Genomic DNA, 15,068 nt, shown 5'->3' with positions numbered 1-15,068 from the left:
GTACCGGGTGTTTTCACGCGGTGGCGGTCAGCGCGTGCGTCACCTCGTCGTCGGAGACCTCGTGGAAGTCGTCGTAGTAGCCGCCGACGGCGGCGAAGTCGGGCGGGAGTTGGCTGCTCACGACGGTGTCGGCCGTGGCGGCGAGCATCTCGTACGCCTGCGGGGAGCCGACCGGGACGGCGACGACCACCCGGGCGGCGCCGAGGTGGCGGGCGACCTGGACGGCGGCGCGGGCGGTGGCGCCGGTGGCGAGCCCGTCGTCGACGATCAGGGCGGTGCGACCGGTCAGGTCCAGCGGGGGCCGGCCGGCGCGGTAGCGCAGCTCGCGGCGGTCCAGTTCGGCCTGTTCGCGGCGGCGGACCTGGGCCCGGTCGTTCTCGCTGATCCGGCCGGCGACCATGTCGTTGAGGACCTGCACGCCGCCGGGGCCGAGCGCCCCGTAGGCGACCTCGGGCGCCCAGGGCACGCCGAGTTTGCGGACGACCAGCACGTCGAGGGGGGCGTGGAGCCGGTCGGCGATCACCCGCGCGACGGGTACGCCGCCGCGGACCAGGGCCAGGACGATGACGTCGGGCCGGTCGGCGAGGTCGGTGAGTCGCTCGGCGAGGTCCCGTCCCGCTTCGGCCCGGTCACGGTAGGTGGTCATGCCTCAGGTGTACGCCCTCCGGCCGGTTCGCGTCGGGCGGTTGCCGGGAATGCCGGCCGGCCGGTGCCTCGGCGAGCGCCAGCGCCGGGGCGAGGACGAGGAGCGCGGCCGGGTAGAGCAGGTAACCGAAGCGGGTGGAGGGCATCAGCAGGATCGCGGCGAGCAGCCCGTACCCGCAGATGAGCGCCGTGGCGGCGGCGGTGCGCGGCGGGCGACGCAGCAGCCGGACGGCGATGGCCAGGCCGACCGCGACGAGCAGCGCGGCCGCGATCGCCCGACCGGCGGGGAGCGTCTCGGCGATCAGGTGGCCGGGGAACGGGGACTGGGCGGGGCTGGTCACCAGGCCGTGGCCGAGCGGGAACCGGAGCACGTTCTCGACCAGGGCGTCGCGGTCGACGAACAGCACCGGGAGCAGCGCGAGGACGGGCAGGCCGAGGGCGCCCAGGGCGGTGCGGGGCGCGGCCCGGCGGGTGGCGGCCCAGCAGACCAGCACGATCGCCACCGGCCAGGCGAAGAGCTTCAGCGCGCCGGCGGCGCCGACCGCGAGGCCGGCGCGCCCGGGCCGGCCGGCGGCGGCCAGCGCGAGGGCGAGCAGGCAGAGCGCGAGTACGGGGAGGTCGTCGCCGCCGGTGGCGAGCGTGAGTGCGGAGACGGGCAGGACGGTCGCGGCCTGGACGGCGCGCAGCAGCGCGGCGGCGCGGCGGGCCGAGGTCGGGGCGGCGGTGCTGCGCAGTGTGGTGACCAGGGCGGCGAGCGCGAGCGCGGTGCCGACCGCGAACCAGACGCGGGCGTCGGTCCACCAGGCGTCGGTGGCGGCCCGGGGCAGCCCGAACAGTGCCATCCCGGGTTGGTAGGGGGTGTAGCCGAGGAGTTGCTCGCCCGGGGGCAGGGCGGCGATGGCGCCGGGGCCGAGGTAGGGGGTGCCGTGCTCGGCGAGGCGGGCGCCGGCGTGTTCCACCACGAGCACCTCCTCCTGGGCCCGGCCGGGGCGCCCGCCGGCGCGCTGGATGCTCTGCAGGACGACCGGTAGCAGCGCGGTGGTGGCCCAGGTGAGGCCGGTGACGGTCCAGCGGGCGGGCAGGCCGGCCAGGGGTGTGCCGGGGTGTCGGCGGCGGGCGAGGAGCTGGGTGGTCGCGGTGAGCGTGGCCACGGCGTACCCGATGGCGGCGACGGTGCCCCAGGCGCGGTGCGGGGGCAGGGTGGAGGTGGCGGCGGTGACCGCGGCGAAGATCGTGGCGGCGGCGTAGAGGCCCAGGTCGAGGGCGAGGCCACCGGCGGCGGTGTCGAGCGCCGACCAGCGGCGGGCGGGGGCGGTCACGCGGGCCAGTCTGGCAGACCGGGGGTGCGGTCCGGCCCGGTCGGGCCGGTCCGTCAGGGGTGCCGGACGTCGGTGGCGGGGGCCGGTCGGGTTCGGGTGCCGGCGGCGCGGCGGCCGGGGAGCCGGATGACGGCGCCGGCGTCGTGCAGCGGTGCGGCGAGCGCGCCGGGCCGGCCGCCGGCGCCGCGCTGAAGGGCGGCGAGCAGCGCGCCGGCCGGCAGTGGCCGGGCGAACAGGTGGCCCTGCCCGGCCACGCAGCCCAGCTCCCAGAGCGTGCGGCGCTGCGGTTCGCTCTCCACGCCCTCGGCGACCACGGCGAGGTCGAGGCTGCGACCCAGGTCGAGGGTGGAGCGGATCACGGCGGCGGCCTCGGGCGCGGTCTCCATGGCGGTGACGAAGCTGCGGTCGATCTTGAGTTCGTGGACCGGGATGCGGGAGAGCAGGGAGAGCGACGAGTAGCCGGTGCCGAAGTCGTCGAGGGCCAGCCGGACGCCGGAGTCGCGGAGCCGGCTGAGCACCCGGTCGACCACGTCGAGCTGGCTGAGGGTGAGTGTCTCGGTGAGTTCCAGGACGAGCCGGTCGGGTGGGAGGTCGTGGGCGCGCAGCCGGGCCAGCACGGCGCCGGGGAAGCGGGCGTCGAGGAGGCTGCGGGGCGACACGTTCACCGAGACGGGCAGGTCGAAGCCGGCGTCGTGCCACGAGCCGGCCGCGATCAGCGCCTGGTCGAGGATGGCCTCGGCGAACGCGGGCAGCAGCCCGGAGCGTTCCACCGCCTCCAGGAAGCGCAGCGGGTCGATCAGGCCGTGGGTGGGATGGTGCCAGCGGGCCAGCGCCTCGGCGCCGGTGACCTGACCGCTGCCCAGGTCGACGATGGGTTGGAAGTTGACGGTGAACTCGTGGTCGGCGACGGCCCGGGGCAGGTCCCCGCCGAGCGTGAGCCGGTTCAGGTCGGCGGTGTCGCGGGCCGCCGCGTACGTGGCGACGCGCTGGCCGGCGCGCTTGGCCTGGTACATCGCCACGTCGGCGCGGCGCAGCAGCTCGGGCATCCCACCGGTGGTGGGGGCGACGGCGATGCCGCCGCTGGCTTCCACGCTGATCCGCATGCCGTCGAGGTCGAGCGGGTCGTGCAGCGCGGCGAGCAGGGCTTCGGCGCGGTGCGCGGCGACCGCCGGGGCGGGCAGGCCGCGCAGCAGCACGGCGAACTCGTCGCCGCCGAGCCGGGCGACCAGGTCGTCGGCGCGGGCTGCGCCGCGTAGCCGGTCGGCGACCTGGATCAGCACCCGGTCGCCGGCGCCGTGCCCGAGCGTGTCGTTGACCTCCTTGAAGTGGTTGAGGTCGATCAGCACCAGGGCGGTGACGCCGTCGGCGTGCCGGGTGGTGAGGTGGGCGGTGCCCTCGTCCAGCAGGTGCCGGCGGTTGGACAGGCCGGTGAGCGCGTCGTGGGTGGCGGCGTAGGCGTGGTCGGCGGCGATGCGGGCCAGTTCGGCGTACGCCTGGGCGTTGCGGACCGCGGTGCACAGGGCGGAGGCGAAGGTACGGAGGGTGTACTGCTCCCGCTCGGAGAGCTCGACCGGCCCGGCGAAGCGGAGCCGCAACTCGCCGGTGTTCTCGGCTCGATCGTGTCCTTCCAGCGTGATCGGCATGACCCGGCCGGCCGTGTCGCTGGGCTGTGGCGAGATCCCGTCGTACGTGATTCCGGCCGCGCCGCCGCGGACGGTGCGTCGTCCCTCGCGCAGCTCGATCTCGACCTCGTCGGCGGAGAAGAGTTCGGCGGCCTCGGTGACGGCGGTGATCAGCACCTGGTCGAGGTCGACCACGTTGAGCGCGTCGGTGGTGCGGGCGAGCCGCTGCCAGGCCTGTTGCTCGGTCCGGGTGCGGATTCGGGTGGAGTAGGCGAGGTGCAGGCTGAGCACCAGCGGCGGCACGGCGAGCAGCAGCCGTGGATCGATCCGCAGGATGAGCACGGTGGAGACGGCAACCAGGAATCGCAGCCCGAAGCCGGCGATCCGCAGGTCGAGGTCGTCCCGGAACTGCCGGAGGACCGGCGTACGGGAGGCGAGCGCGATGACCGGGATCGCGAGCACGTCGTCCAGGACCGCAGCCACCAGATAGACGAATCCCAGCAGTATGACGATGCCGAGCGGCTCGCGAGGGGGCCAGGCGCCTCCGAGCAGCAGAGTGGCCATCGCGGCGCCTCCGGCCACCAAGGTGTGCTTCGCGATGGCGAACGCCACCTTGATGGGTGCCAGGCGGGTGACCGATCCACAGGCCACTCCGAGGCCGGTGGCCAGGACGACCCAGGAGGACGGAGCGACGGCGAGGCCGATGACGATCGCCGTTTCCACCCAGGCGAAGTAGAAGGTGGTGGATCGGATGCGTAAGCGGGTCTTGATGACGGTGGCCAACGTGACGGTCAGCACGAGGGCCGCGACGGTGACGAAATCGCGTACGGACTCAGGGTGTTGCCGACGGGCGGAGACGATCGCGGCGAGCGCGACGAGCGACGCCCCGACCACCAACGTGTAGACGAGCCCACGCAGGGCTGGGTCGACTGCCGCTCGGCCGTCCGTCGTTCGGCTCAACGCGAGTCACCCGCCGCTCACCGTCGGTATGCGATGAGCGGCAGCCTACCGCTTCGCTCCTGCTCGGTAAACCTCATCCCCATTCGGTGCTGCGCATTGTTCATCCCTCCTCGAACGCCTCGTCGGGTCGTAATCGCCGTCGACTGGAGTAGTCGCTCTCAATCGGCGTGGCGCATTGTCACGACCCTCCGCGGATATCGCTTGTGCGGGCTATCCGCGCCCTGCCGACCGAAGGGAAGGTTAGAGGGAGGAGTGAGCGATAAGGAAAGATTTATGTCGGTATGCGCAATATAAGCAACTCTCGCCGCCTAAATGACGTTCTGTCCACAAGTTGTATGCGGAGCGGAGCCGACCGTCTCCCTTGTGTACCCGCGTGGTCGCTCAGGGCCATCCGCAATGCTTCGAGGTGACCCGATGCCTGTAGCGTCGTCTCGGGCGAGAAACATTACAACCGTGCTTCGGGTGACTTCGCCAATCGGCCGGACATCTCAGGTCGCCGGCACGCGCTCCAAAAGGCCAGTGGGACAACGCTTTCGTGGCACGTGGATGAAGCTGGCGTTTCGACTTGGGCGGGTGCCAACTAGGGCTGGAACAGCAGCGTGGAAATCCGAGTTGTCGGAGGCCGGCGGTACGCCGGGAAAGGCGACCTTCCGCTGGGAACGCCCAAGCAGCAGTTGGTGTCGTCCGCGAATCGGGCGGTTACCGTCTCGCCGCCGCCGAGGGTCTGATCGGCGGCGATCGTCGCGACGTTGCTTCCCCACCGACGGCATGGGACGTGGGCCGTCGTACCCGGCGGATAGGGTCGGTCGGTGACCGAACCCGCCCAGCTCACCCACGTCGACTCGGCCGGCGCCGCCCGGATGGTCGACGTCTCCGCCAAGCCGGTCTCGGGCCGGCTCGCGGTCGCCGCCGGCCGGCTCCGCACCACCGTCGAGGTGGTGGAGCTGCTACGCCGCGACGGCCTGCCCAAGGGCGACGCGCTCGCGGTCGGGCGGCTCGCCGGGATCATGGGGGCCAAGCGGACCCCCGACCTGATCCCGCTCTGCCACCCGATCGCCCTGCACGGCGTCACCGTCGACCTGCGCCTCACCGCCGACACCGTGGAGATCACCGCCACCGCGCGGACGGCCGACCGCACCGGGGTCGAGATGGAGGCGCTCACCGCGGTGGCGGTCGCCGGGCTCGCCCTGGTCGACATGGTGAAGGCGGTCGACCCGGCCGCGTCGGTGGACGCCGTCCGGGTGCTTCGCAAATCCGGCGGCAAGACCGGCGAGTGGCTCCGGCCGGAGGACCGGCCGTGATCCGGGCCCGGGTGATAGTGGCCTCGAACCGGGCGGCCGCCGGGGTCTACGCGGACACCAGCGGCCCGCTGCTCGTGGCCGGCCTGCGGGAGCTGGGCTGCACGGTCGACGCGCCGGTGGTGGTGCCCGACGGCGAACCGGTCGGCGACGCGCTGCGTGCCGCCCGCGACGAGGGCGTCGACGTGGTCCTGACCAGCGGCGGCACCGGCATCACCCCGACCGATCGCACGCCCGAGGTGACCGGCGCGCTGCTCGACTACGAGATCCCCGGCATCGCCGAGGCGATCCGCGCGCACAGCCGCGAGGCGGTGCCCACGGCCGCGTTGTCCCGGGGGCGGGCCGGCGTCGCCGGCCGCATGCTGGTGGTGAACCTGCCCGGCTCGCGTGGCGGCGCGCGGGACGGCCTGGCCGTGCTCGGGCCGATCCTGCGGCACGCGGTCGACCAGCTGCGCGGCGGTGACCACTGAGCCCGCGGGCCGTGCGCGCCGACGCTAGGCTCGCCGGATGAGCACGGAAACCGAAGCCGCCGTGGCCGAGGTGGGCACGCCCCCGCCGGCCGGGTGGGAGGAGGCCCGCTCCCGGGTGTACGCGGTCGGGCTCTCCGCCGCGCTCCCCACGGTGGCCCGCCCGCTGGCCGACACCGACGGGCACACCCTGGCCGAGCCGCTGACCACCCGCACCGACCTGCCGGCGTTCCCCACCTCCAGCGTCGACGGCTGGGCGGTACGCGGGTCGGGGCCGTGGCGGGTGGTGGGCCGACTCCTCGCCGGGCACACCGCGTCCCCGCTGGACGCGGACGGCACCACCGTGGAGATCGCCACCGGCGCGATGGTGCCGGCGGGCACCACAGCGATCCTGCGGATCGAGGACTCGACCCGGACGGTGGACGGTCGGGTGACCGGCACGCCCCGGCCGCAGCCGGAGTGGCGCGAGCCGGGCGAGGAGGCGTCCCTCGGGGAGGAGCTGTTGCCCGCCGGCACGCCGGTGGACCCGGCGGTGATCGGCCTGGCCGCCTCCTGCGGGCACGACACGCTGCGGGTCCGCCGTTCGCCCCGGGCCGCGCTGCTGGTCTTCGGCGACGAGCTGCTCACCTCCGGCCCGCCGGGGGCCGGCCGGGTGCGCGACGCGCTCGGTCCGTCGGTGCCCGCCTGGCTGCGCCGCTACGGCTGCCAGGTGCGCGGCGGCGACGTGGTCGGGCCGGTCGCCGACACGCTGCCCGCGCACGTCGCGGCGCTGCGCGGCGCGCTCGCCACCGCCGACCTGGTCTGCACCACCGGCGGCACCATGCACGGCCCGGTCGACCACCTGCACCCGACGCTGGAGGCGCTCGGCGCCGACTACGTGGTCAACACCGTTGCGGTGCGCCCCGGCTTCCCGATGCTGCTCGCCCGGCTGGTCGACGACGACGGCCGGGTGCGCTTCGTGGCCGGCCTGCCGGGGAACCCGCAGTCCGCGGTGGTGGCCCTGGTCTCGCTCGTCGCGCCCCTGCTCGCCGGCCTCACCGGCCGGCCGATGCCGGTGCTGCCGCAGGTCACCCTGGCCGAGCCGGTGCCCGGGCGTGGCGATCACACCCACCTGGCGCTGGCCCGCTGGGACCGGGTGGCCGGCACCGCGCACCCGGTGCGGCACGTCGGCTCGGCCATGCTGCGCGGGCTGGCCGGCGCGGACGGCTTCGCGGTGATCCGGCCCGGCACCAGCGGCGCGGCCGGTGACCGGGTCCCGCTCGTGCCGCTGCCCCTGACCCCCGGAGAACGCTCATGACTGTGGAGACGCGGGTGGTGCTGGGCGCGGTGACGGACCAGCCGCTCGACCTGGCCGCGCACGAGGCGGCGGTCGCCGACCGCCGGGCCGGCGCGGTGGTCTCGTTCCAGGGCGTGGTCCGCGACCACGACCACGGGCGGGCGGTCACCCGGCTGGAGTACGAGGGCCATCCCACCGCCCAGGCGGTGCTGCGCGAGGTGGCGGCCGAGATCGGCGCCGACCCGGCGGTGCACGCGGTGGCGGTCTCGCACCGGATCGGCCCGCTGGAGATCGGTGACGTGGCGCTGGTCGCGGCCGTCAGCACCGCGCACCGGGCGGCGGCGTTCGCGGCATGTGCCCGGCTGGTCGACGAGGTGAAGGCGCGGCTGCCGATCTGGAAGCGGCAGGTCTTCGACGACGGCACCGAGGAGTGGGTGAACTGCCCCTGAGCCGGGCGCTCAGCGTCGGGCGGTGAGCTGGGCCGCGCGGCCCAGCCGGTCGTGGTAGAACGCCGGCTCGGCACCGGGGCGCCACGGCAACGCCGCGACCAGCACGATCAGCGCGATGGCCAGGGAGTTCTCCATCAGTGCGCCGAACAGGCCGTCCTGGTAGTGGGACACCTCGGGGAGCTGGTGCTCGTACGGCCAGATCGGTGAGATCAGGAAGAGGAGATAGAGCCCGAGCGCGCCGGCCGCGTGCCGGAACCCGGTCAGCGTCGGGTACCAGATCGGCGGGCGCAACGTGGGCACGCCGTTCGCCGTGGCCGGCCCGCTGGTCCGCAGCGGCAGCCCTCGGCTGGCCTCGCGGCGGCGTACCGCGGCGTCGGCCAGCACCACGATCGCCGGGATGACCCAGACCAGGTGGTGCGACCAGGAGATCGGGCTGATCACGTTGGCGGTGAGCCCGACCAGCGTGAACGCGGTCAGCTCGTCGCCGTCGGCGCGGGCGCTGAGCGCCCGGGACAGGCCCAGCGCCAGCACCAGCACCGAGAACGCGAGCCAGAGCAGCCCGGGCGTCTCGATCGAGTCGTAGAGGCGTGCCAGCAGGCCGGCGAGGGACTGGTTGGCGGTCATGTCGGCCGCGCCGACCCGCTCGGTCTGCCACAGCACGGTGGTGAAGTACGCGCGGGACTCCTCACCGACCGCACCGAACGTCGCGAGCGTCACCCCGACCGTGGTGGCGACCGCGATCCAGGCGGCCCGCCACTGACGGGTGAGCATCAGGTAGCCGATGAACAGCGCCGGGGTGAGCTTGACGGCGGTGGCGAGCCCGATGCCGACGCCGGCCCAGGCGCCGCTGTAGAGGAAGCGGGCCAGCGGCGACTCGGCGGTCTCGTGGTGGGTGCCCCGCTTGGCCCGCCATCGCAGGCCCACCAGGTCCGCCATGATCAGCGCGAAGAGCAGCAGGTTGACCTGGCCGTAGCCGAGCGTCTCGCGGGACGGCTCGATGGCCACGGCGAGCGGGGTGGCGATGCCGACGGTGAACCAGAGCGACCAGCCGAGCCGGTCCACGATGGGACGTAGCAACGCCGCCAGCACGACCGCGAGCGCGGCGATGCTGGCCAGCGCGTTGACGAACCCGGCGGCGTCCACCGGCAGCCAGGACATCGGCAGCATGACCAGGCCGGCGAAGGGTGGATAGGTGAAACCGAGGGTCGTCGAGGGGGCGACGAAGTCGTACAGCTCGTTGCCGTTGGCCCACCACAGCACCGCGCCGTGGTAGATCTTCATGTCGAAGAAGTTGTACGGCCGGCCGAAGGCGCCGATGGCGAGCCAGGCCGCGTAGGACACGGCGGCCACGATGCCGATGCGTACCACGATCCGCTGGTCGACGCCGAGGACGACGCGAGGGGCCTGCGGGAGGCGGTTGGTCCGTCTACCGACTGTCGTCGGCATGGCGTGGCCACCCCCGTACCAAGGTCGTCGTGCCCGTCCAGGTCCAGAACGGAGCCTAGAACGGTGCCTCACGATGTTGCCTCCCGCGTTACGCGACCGTGTCCGATCCCACACGTGTTTGCGACATTTCCACCGCGTTAACGGGTGTCGGACGGTTCAGGTGATTGGTGGCCTTGCGGGGGTGGGGGCCGTGGGGGTGCAGGTCAGCCGGGTATCCGGCGGGCGGTCGCGGCGGAGCGTACGGCGATCTTCGCCTCCCGGCGGGCAGTGCGGACCGCGCGCTTGACCGACCGGCGCGAGTGGTCGATCCGGTGGCCGGCACGCCAGCGCAGCCCCGGCTTGCCCTCGGTGTCGGCGGCGGCGAGGAGGAGCCCGCCGAGCAGTCCGACGTTCTTCAGGAAGTGGATCTGGTTGTTGTTGCGCGCGGCCGGGTCGTCGTTGTTCCAGAAGGGATGGCCGGCGGCGGTCGTCGGCAGCAGCGTGCCGGCGAGGACGAGCGCGGCCGGGCGGGTGAACCGGCCGGTGGCCAGCATCAGGCCGCCGACCAGTTGGGTGGCGGCGTTGGCCCGGATCAGCGTCTCCGTGTCGGTCGGGATGCGCGGGTGCAGGTTCTGGATCAGCGGGGTGACCCGGTCGGTGACCGGCTTGGCGGCGGGCACCAGCCGGGCCGCGTTGCGCAGGTTGCGGGCGCCGCTGACCACGAAGATGCCGCTCAACATGACTCGGGCGAGGGAGCGCACGGGCTTCATGCTTCAGTCTTACCCCGTCGCGGGCCCGGTCACCCCCGCAACACACGAAAGGTATCGACGTCCGTCCGGTATCGATTTCAGCGACCGTCGCGGATGGACCGGTTGCGTTCGGTAAGGTCGCGCGGGTGACGACGCTGCGACTGCGCCCGGAGGACCCGGCCGACGAAGCGCCGGTGGCCCGGGTGCTCGCCGCCGCGTTCGCCCGGCCCGACGTGGCCATCCCGCCCGAGGTCGGCCTGGTCGAGGAGTTGCGGCACAGCGCCGCGTGGATCCCGGAGCTGGCCATGGTCGCCGAGTACGGCGGCGAGGTGGTGGGCTTCGCGCTGCTCACCCGCGTGCGGGTCCGCACCGACGGCGGCGCGTGGCCGGCGTTGGCGCTCGGCCCGGTGGCGGTGGCCCCGCACCGGCAGCGGGTCGGGCACGGCACGGCGGTGGTGCAGGCGGCGCTCGACGCCGCCACGGAGCTGGGCGAACGGCTGGTGGTGGTGCTCGGTGACCCGGCGTACTACCGGCGGTTCGGCTTCGGCCCGGCGGATCGGTTGGGGCTGACCAGCCCGTGGTCCGGCCTGGGGGAGCCGTGGCAGGCGCTGGTGCTGCCGCCGTCCACCGGCGACGAGCCGCCGCCCCCGGCCGGCGAGGTGGTCTTCCCACCGCCCTGGTCGCGGGTCTGACCGCTCACCCGCCGGTCAGGCCGGCTGGGTGCGCAGGTAGCGGCCGAAGTGCGGGACGGTGAACGCGACCGTCCCCCGCTCGCCGGAGTAGATCAGGCCCTTCTTGATCAGCGCGTCCCGGGCCGGGGAGAGGCTGGCCGGTTTGCGGCCGAGCGCCCGCGCGATCTCCGCGGTCGGCACCGCGGCGTCCATGTCGTCCCGGCCGCCGTCCTCGCCGTCCACCAGCGCCAGCGTGGCCATGGCGCGCATGTACTCCCGTTCGGCCGGGGTGGCCCGCTCGAACCGGGAGCCGAAGAAGCCCACCGCCAGTTCCGCCTCCGCCTCGGGCGCGGCGACCCGGACGTCCGCGGCGGTGATCGGCGAGCGGGGCGCGTGGTCCCAGGTCGCCTTGCCGTACGCCTGGACGAAGTAGGGGTAGCCCCCGGACTGTTCGTAGAGCAGGTCGAGGGCCTTCTGCTCGTACTCGACCTCCTCCCGCTCGGCCGGCGCGCAGAGTGCCTGGTCGGCGGCGATCCGGTCCAGCCGGTCGATCCGTTGGTAGCGGTAGAGCCGTTCGGAGTACGACTTGGCGGCGCTGAGCACGGCCGGGAGGTGCGGCAGCCCGGCGCCCACCACGATGAGCGGCGCGCCGAGCTGGGACAGCTCGTGACAGGCGGCGCAGAGCGCGGAGACGTCCTCGGCGCCCACGTCCTGCATCTCGTCGATGAAGATCGCGATGCCGGTGCCCACGTCGGTGGCGACCGCCGCCGCGTCGCTGAGCAGCTCGACCAGGTCGATCTCGATGTCGCCGGAGTCGGCCCGGCCACTGCTGGCCGGCACGTCGATGCCCGGCTGCCACCGGTCGCGCAGCTTCGGCGCCGCACCACCCCGCCCGGCCGGCGCGGACCGTTGCGCGAACGCCTTGAGCACGCCGAGGAAGCCGTCGATGCGGTCCGGCGCGCGGTGCCGGGGGGCCAGCTCGCGAACCGCCATGTGCAGCGCGGCGGCGATCGGCCGGCGCAACGACTGGTCCGGCCGGGCCTCGATCTTGCCGGTGCCCCAGAGGTGGTTGATCGCCTCCGACCGGAGCGTGTTGAGCAGGACCGTCTTGCCCACCCCGCGCAGCCCGGTGAGCATCAGGCTGCGTTCCGGCCGGCCCCGGGCGATGCGTTCCAGCACCACGTCGAAGACGTCCAGCTCCCGCCCCCGCCCGGCGAGTTCGGGCGGGCGCTGACCGGCGCCCGGGGCGTACGGGTTGCGGACCGGATCCACGGATCGCACAGTATCCGGTCGTCTAGCGACCAGGCTAGACGTGCGTAGAGGCGGCTACCGCGTGTCGGCCTCGAGCAGAATCTAGGCCTGTCTAGCGTCCATGCCAGACAGCCCTAGATTCGGCTATCGACGCTTCAGGCAGAGCACGAAGTCGAGCGTGTCCAGCTCACTGTCGAAGAAGTACCAGTCGGTGTAGCCGGTCACCTTGCCGCACTTGGCCTCGGCGTCCTTCTTGCCGCTGGTCGCGCCGTCGATCCGGCGCAGCACCTCGTAGGTCTTCGGGGCGCAGTCGGCGATCACCAGCTTCGGCTGGGCACCGCCGCCCTGGTTGGCGACGCACTGACCCGCCTTGACGAAACGCGGGTCGGTCGAGGAGGCCGGGGCCGCCGTGGTGGGCGTGGCCTCCGCCGGGTCGCTCGGCGCCGCCGCGGTCGGCTCCGGGGCCGGCGCGGTGGTGGCCGTCGTCCCGGCCGTCGGGCTCTCCCCGTCCCGGCCGAGCAGCCAGTACGCCCCGGCGCCCCCGAGCAGCAGCACCGCCAGCACGATCACCACCACCAGCAGCGGGCCCCGCTTCCGCTTGGGCGGCGTCGGCTCGTCGTAGGGCGACGGGCCGGCGCCGTACGGCGGTTGCCCGCCGGCGTAGGGCTGCTGCTGCGCGGCGTACGGCGACGGTCCGCCGGCGTAGGGCTGTTGCCCGCCCGGGTAGGGCACCTGGCCGGGGTAGCCGGGGCCGGCCGGATAGCCCTGCCGGGGTGCGGCACCCGGACCGTCGGGCCACTCCGGGGCCGGCTCGTAGCGCTGCTCGGGCGGCCCGTACTGCGGTGGCGGGCCGTACTGCTCGGTGGGCGGGCCGTACTGCTCGTGGGGCGGCCCGTACTGCTGGGGTGGCCCGTACTGCGGCCCGCCGGGCGTCGGGTGGTGGTGCGGATCGGGGGCGTAACCGTCGTCGGGACGTCGTCCCCCCCACGGCTCGGGTGCGCCGCCGCCCGGTGGTCCGAAGTTCGACATGAACGCCTCCTGCGTAGCCAGTGCTGAGAGGCCGGCCACCAACACGGGACGCCGACGCCGTGGTCACCGTAGCGTGGTCCACCGATGAGCTCACGCCCCACGAGTGCGACCGACGCCGCCGGCTCGCCGGCGCCGCCGGTCCGTGCCGCGCTGGTCTGGACCGCGCTGGCACTGGTCTACCTGCTGTGGGGCTCGACCTACCTGGGCATCCGGGTCGCCGTCGAGTCGTTGCCGCCGCTCACCTCCGCCGCGATGCGGTTCGCCGCCGCGGCCGTGGTGCTCGCGCTGGTGCTGCGGCTCCGCCGTGGGCCCGGTGCGCTCCGCGTGCCACCGCGTCGCCTCGGCGCGGCCGCGCTGGTCGGGGTGCTGCTGCTGGCCGGGGGCAACGGGCTGGTGGTGCTCGCCGAGTCCGGCCCGCCCGGCGACGCGGTGCCCTCCGGGGTCGCCGCACTGCTGATCGCCACCGTTCCACTGCTGGTGGTGGTGCTGCGCACGGCCGGCGGGGACCGGCCCCGCCCGTGGACGTTCGTCGGCGTCGCGCTGGGCTTCGTGGGGCTCGTCCTGCTCGTCCTGCCCCGTGACGGTGTGGACGGGGTGCCACTGGCGGGCGCGCTGACCGTCGTCGGGGCCGCGACCAGTTGGTCGGTCGGCTCCTACCTGGCCGGGCGGATCCGGATGCCGGCCGACCCGTTCGTGGCGACCGTCTACGAGATGGCGGCCGGCGCGGTGGCGCTCGCGCTGATCGCCGCCGTCCGCGGCGAACTGGCCGACTTCGCCCCCGCCGAGGTGACCGCGCGGTCCTGGGCGGCGCTGGCGTACCTGATGGTGGCCGGCTCGCTGGTCGCCTTCACCGCGTACGTCTGGTTGCTCGCCCACGCGCCGCTCTCGCTGGCCTCCACGTACGCGTACGTGAACCCGGCGGTCGCGGTGGCGCTCGGCGCGCTGCTCGCCGCCGAGCCGGTCACCGCGCAGGTGCTGGTCGGCGGCGCGGTCATCGTGGCCGGTGTCGCGGTGGTGGTGAGCACCGAGCGGCCGACCCGGACCTCGCCGGCTGCCGGGGACGGGACGGCCCGGAGACCCGCCGGCCGGTAGCGTCCCGGCCGGTGTCGACGGTGACGGTGGCGGGAACGGCGGTGCTCGGCGCGGGCGCCGGCCTGCTCGCCGTGCCGATCGGCCGCCGTGCCGTGGGCGTGGGTCGTGCCGTCGACGTCGGCCGTGCCGTCGACGTCGGCCGTACCGTGGGCGTGGGCCGCGCCGTGCCGCGCCTGTCCACTGTGGCCGTGGCCGGGGCCGTGGTGTTCGGCGGGCTGGCCGCCGCGCGCGGGGACGAGCGCGCGTTGCCGGCGTTGCTGCTGGTCGCCGCCGTCGGGCTGGTGCTCGCGGTGACCGACCTGATCGCGCTGCGACTGCCCGACCCGCTGGTCGGCGCGGTCGCGCTCGGCGCGGTGCTCGGCCTGCCCGGCACCGCGCCGGCGGCCGGCGGGCCGGCACGCCTGACGACCGCCCTGGCCGGGGTCGGCCTCTCCCTCGGCGGCTACCTGCTGCTCGCGCTGCTGCCCGGCGCCCGGCTCGGCTTCGGCGACGTGAAGCTGGCCGCCGCGCTCGGGTTCCCGCTGGGCTGGCTCGGCTGGCCGGCGCTCCGGCTCGGACTGCTCCTCCCGCACCTGCTCGGCGGGGTGACCGTCCTCGTCCTGCTCGCCGCCGGCCGGATCCGCCGGGACACGCCGCTGCCGTTCGGCCCGGCGATCCTCGCCGGCGCCTGGCTCGCCGCCGTGCTGACCTGACCCTGCCCCTTGCCCACCCGCACCCACCCGCCCACCCGCCCGCGTTGTTAGGCGGGGCCCCTTGTTAACAGGTGTGTTAAGAAGGGGCCCCGCCTCTACCGGAAGCGTTAAGAAGGGGCCCCG

14 protein-coding genes are annotated in these 15,068 nt (G+C 74.5%); 7 read left to right on the top strand and 7 right to left on the bottom strand.

Going from position 1 to position 15,068, the window contains the following annotated elements:
- Positions 1-13: 13 nt before the first annotated feature.
- From ACH495_RS00635 to ACH495_RS00625, 3 genes are read right to left on the bottom strand one after another with little or no spacing between them, the layout of a single operon-like run.
- Positions 14-646, bottom strand: a complete 633-nt coding sequence (locus ACH495_RS00635; protein WP_396855674.1) for a phosphoribosyltransferase — start codon at positions 644-646, stop codon at positions 14-16.
- Positions 630-1,973, bottom strand: a complete 1,344-nt coding sequence (locus tag ACH495_RS00630) for a glycosyltransferase 87 family protein (RefSeq protein WP_396856481.1) — start codon at positions 1,971-1,973, stop codon at positions 630-632. The genes ACH495_RS00635 and ACH495_RS00630 overlap by 17 nt, the downstream gene beginning before the upstream one ends.
- A gap of 44 nt (positions 1,974-2,017) precedes the next feature.
- On the bottom strand, positions 2,018-4,483 hold the full coding sequence (locus ACH495_RS00625) for a putative bifunctional diguanylate cyclase/phosphodiesterase (protein WP_396856480.1): 2,466 nt from the start codon (positions 4,481-4,483) through the stop codon (positions 2,018-2,020).
- 872 nt (positions 4,484-5,355) lie between these two features.
- On the opposite strand from ACH495_RS00625, the gene moaC reads away from it, so the two are divergent.
- Genes moaC through ACH495_RS00605 form a run of 4 tightly spaced genes read left to right on the top strand, consistent with a single transcriptional unit; the run spans position 5,356 to position 8,036 of the window.
- Positions 5,356-5,847 carry a cyclic pyranopterin monophosphate synthase MoaC gene (gene moaC, locus ACH495_RS00620; RefSeq protein ID WP_396855673.1) on the top strand — a complete coding sequence of 164 codons (492 nt, stop codon included), beginning with the start codon at positions 5,356-5,358 and terminating at the stop codon, positions 5,845-5,847.
- A complete protein-coding gene (locus ACH495_RS00615; protein ID WP_396855672.1) occupies positions 5,844-6,314 on the top strand; it encodes a molybdenum cofactor biosynthesis protein B in 471 nt (156 codons plus the stop codon). Before moaC ends, ACH495_RS00615 begins: the two co-directional genes overlap by 4 nt.
- Positions 6,315-6,351: 37 nt before the next feature.
- Positions 6,352-7,608, top strand: coding sequence for a molybdopterin molybdotransferase MoeA (locus tag ACH495_RS00610; protein WP_396855671.1), 1,257 nt, complete (start codon positions 6,352-6,354; stop codon positions 7,606-7,608).
- Positions 7,605-8,036 carry a molybdenum cofactor biosynthesis protein MoaE gene (locus ACH495_RS00605; protein ID WP_396855670.1) on the top strand — a complete coding sequence of 144 codons (432 nt, stop codon included), beginning with the start codon at positions 7,605-7,607 and terminating at the stop codon, positions 8,034-8,036. Before ACH495_RS00610 ends, ACH495_RS00605 begins: the two co-directional genes overlap by 4 nt.
- Before the next feature lie 9 nt (positions 8,037-8,045).
- On the opposite strand, the gene ACH495_RS00600 is transcribed toward ACH495_RS00605, so the two are convergent.
- Together ACH495_RS00600 and ACH495_RS00595 are read right to left on the bottom strand one after the other, a co-directional pair.
- Entirely contained in the window at positions 8,046-9,482 is a 1,437-nt protein-coding gene (locus ACH495_RS00600; protein ID WP_396855669.1) for a glycosyltransferase 87 family protein, read from the bottom strand.
- 203 nt (positions 9,483-9,685) lie between these two features.
- Positions 9,686-10,231, bottom strand: coding sequence for a DoxX family protein (locus ACH495_RS00595; RefSeq protein ID WP_396855668.1), 546 nt, complete (start codon positions 10,229-10,231; stop codon positions 9,686-9,688).
- Positions 10,232-10,356: 125 nt separating this feature from the next.
- Between ACH495_RS00595 and ACH495_RS00590 the strand changes: the two genes are divergently transcribed.
- Complete coding sequence (locus ACH495_RS00590) at positions 10,357-10,902, top strand: GNAT family N-acetyltransferase (protein ID WP_396855667.1); 546 nt, start codon at positions 10,357-10,359, stop codon at positions 10,900-10,902.
- 15 nt (positions 10,903-10,917) lie between these two features.
- Here the strand turns inward: ACH495_RS00590 and ACH495_RS00585 are convergent, their stop codons facing one another.
- The gene (locus ACH495_RS00585; RefSeq protein WP_396855666.1) at positions 10,918-12,153 is read right to left on the bottom strand and encodes an AAA family ATPase; all 1,236 of its coding nucleotides are present in this window, start codon (positions 12,151-12,153) and stop codon (positions 10,918-10,920) included.
- Between the two features lie 123 nt (positions 12,154-12,276).
- The gene (locus ACH495_RS00580; RefSeq protein ID WP_396855665.1) at positions 12,277-13,161 is read right to left on the bottom strand and encodes a flagellar basal body protein FliL; all 885 of its coding nucleotides are present in this window, start codon (positions 13,159-13,161) and stop codon (positions 12,277-12,279) included.
- 84 nt (positions 13,162-13,245) lie between these two features.
- Here ACH495_RS00580 and ACH495_RS00575 point away from each other — a divergent pair, with 84 nt between their 5' ends.
- Positions 13,246-14,253: an EamA family transporter gene (locus ACH495_RS00575; RefSeq protein WP_396855664.1), complete on the top strand. Its 1,008-nt coding sequence runs from the start codon at positions 13,246-13,248 to the stop codon at positions 14,251-14,253.
- Between the two features lie 11 nt (positions 14,254-14,264).
- Entirely contained in the window at positions 14,265-14,945 is a 681-nt protein-coding gene (locus ACH495_RS00570) for a prepilin peptidase (RefSeq protein ID WP_396855663.1), read from the top strand.
- The last annotated feature ends 123 nt before the right edge of the window (positions 14,946-15,068 follow it).

Origin of the sequence: Micromonospora sp. NPDC018662, from assembly GCF_044391475.1 — a bacterium.
Classification (GTDB): Bacteria; Actinomycetota; Actinomycetes; order Mycobacteriales; family Micromonosporaceae; genus Micromonospora.
Note: the sequence above shows the minus strand (reverse complement) of the source record. Positions and strands in the feature narration are given on the sequence as shown.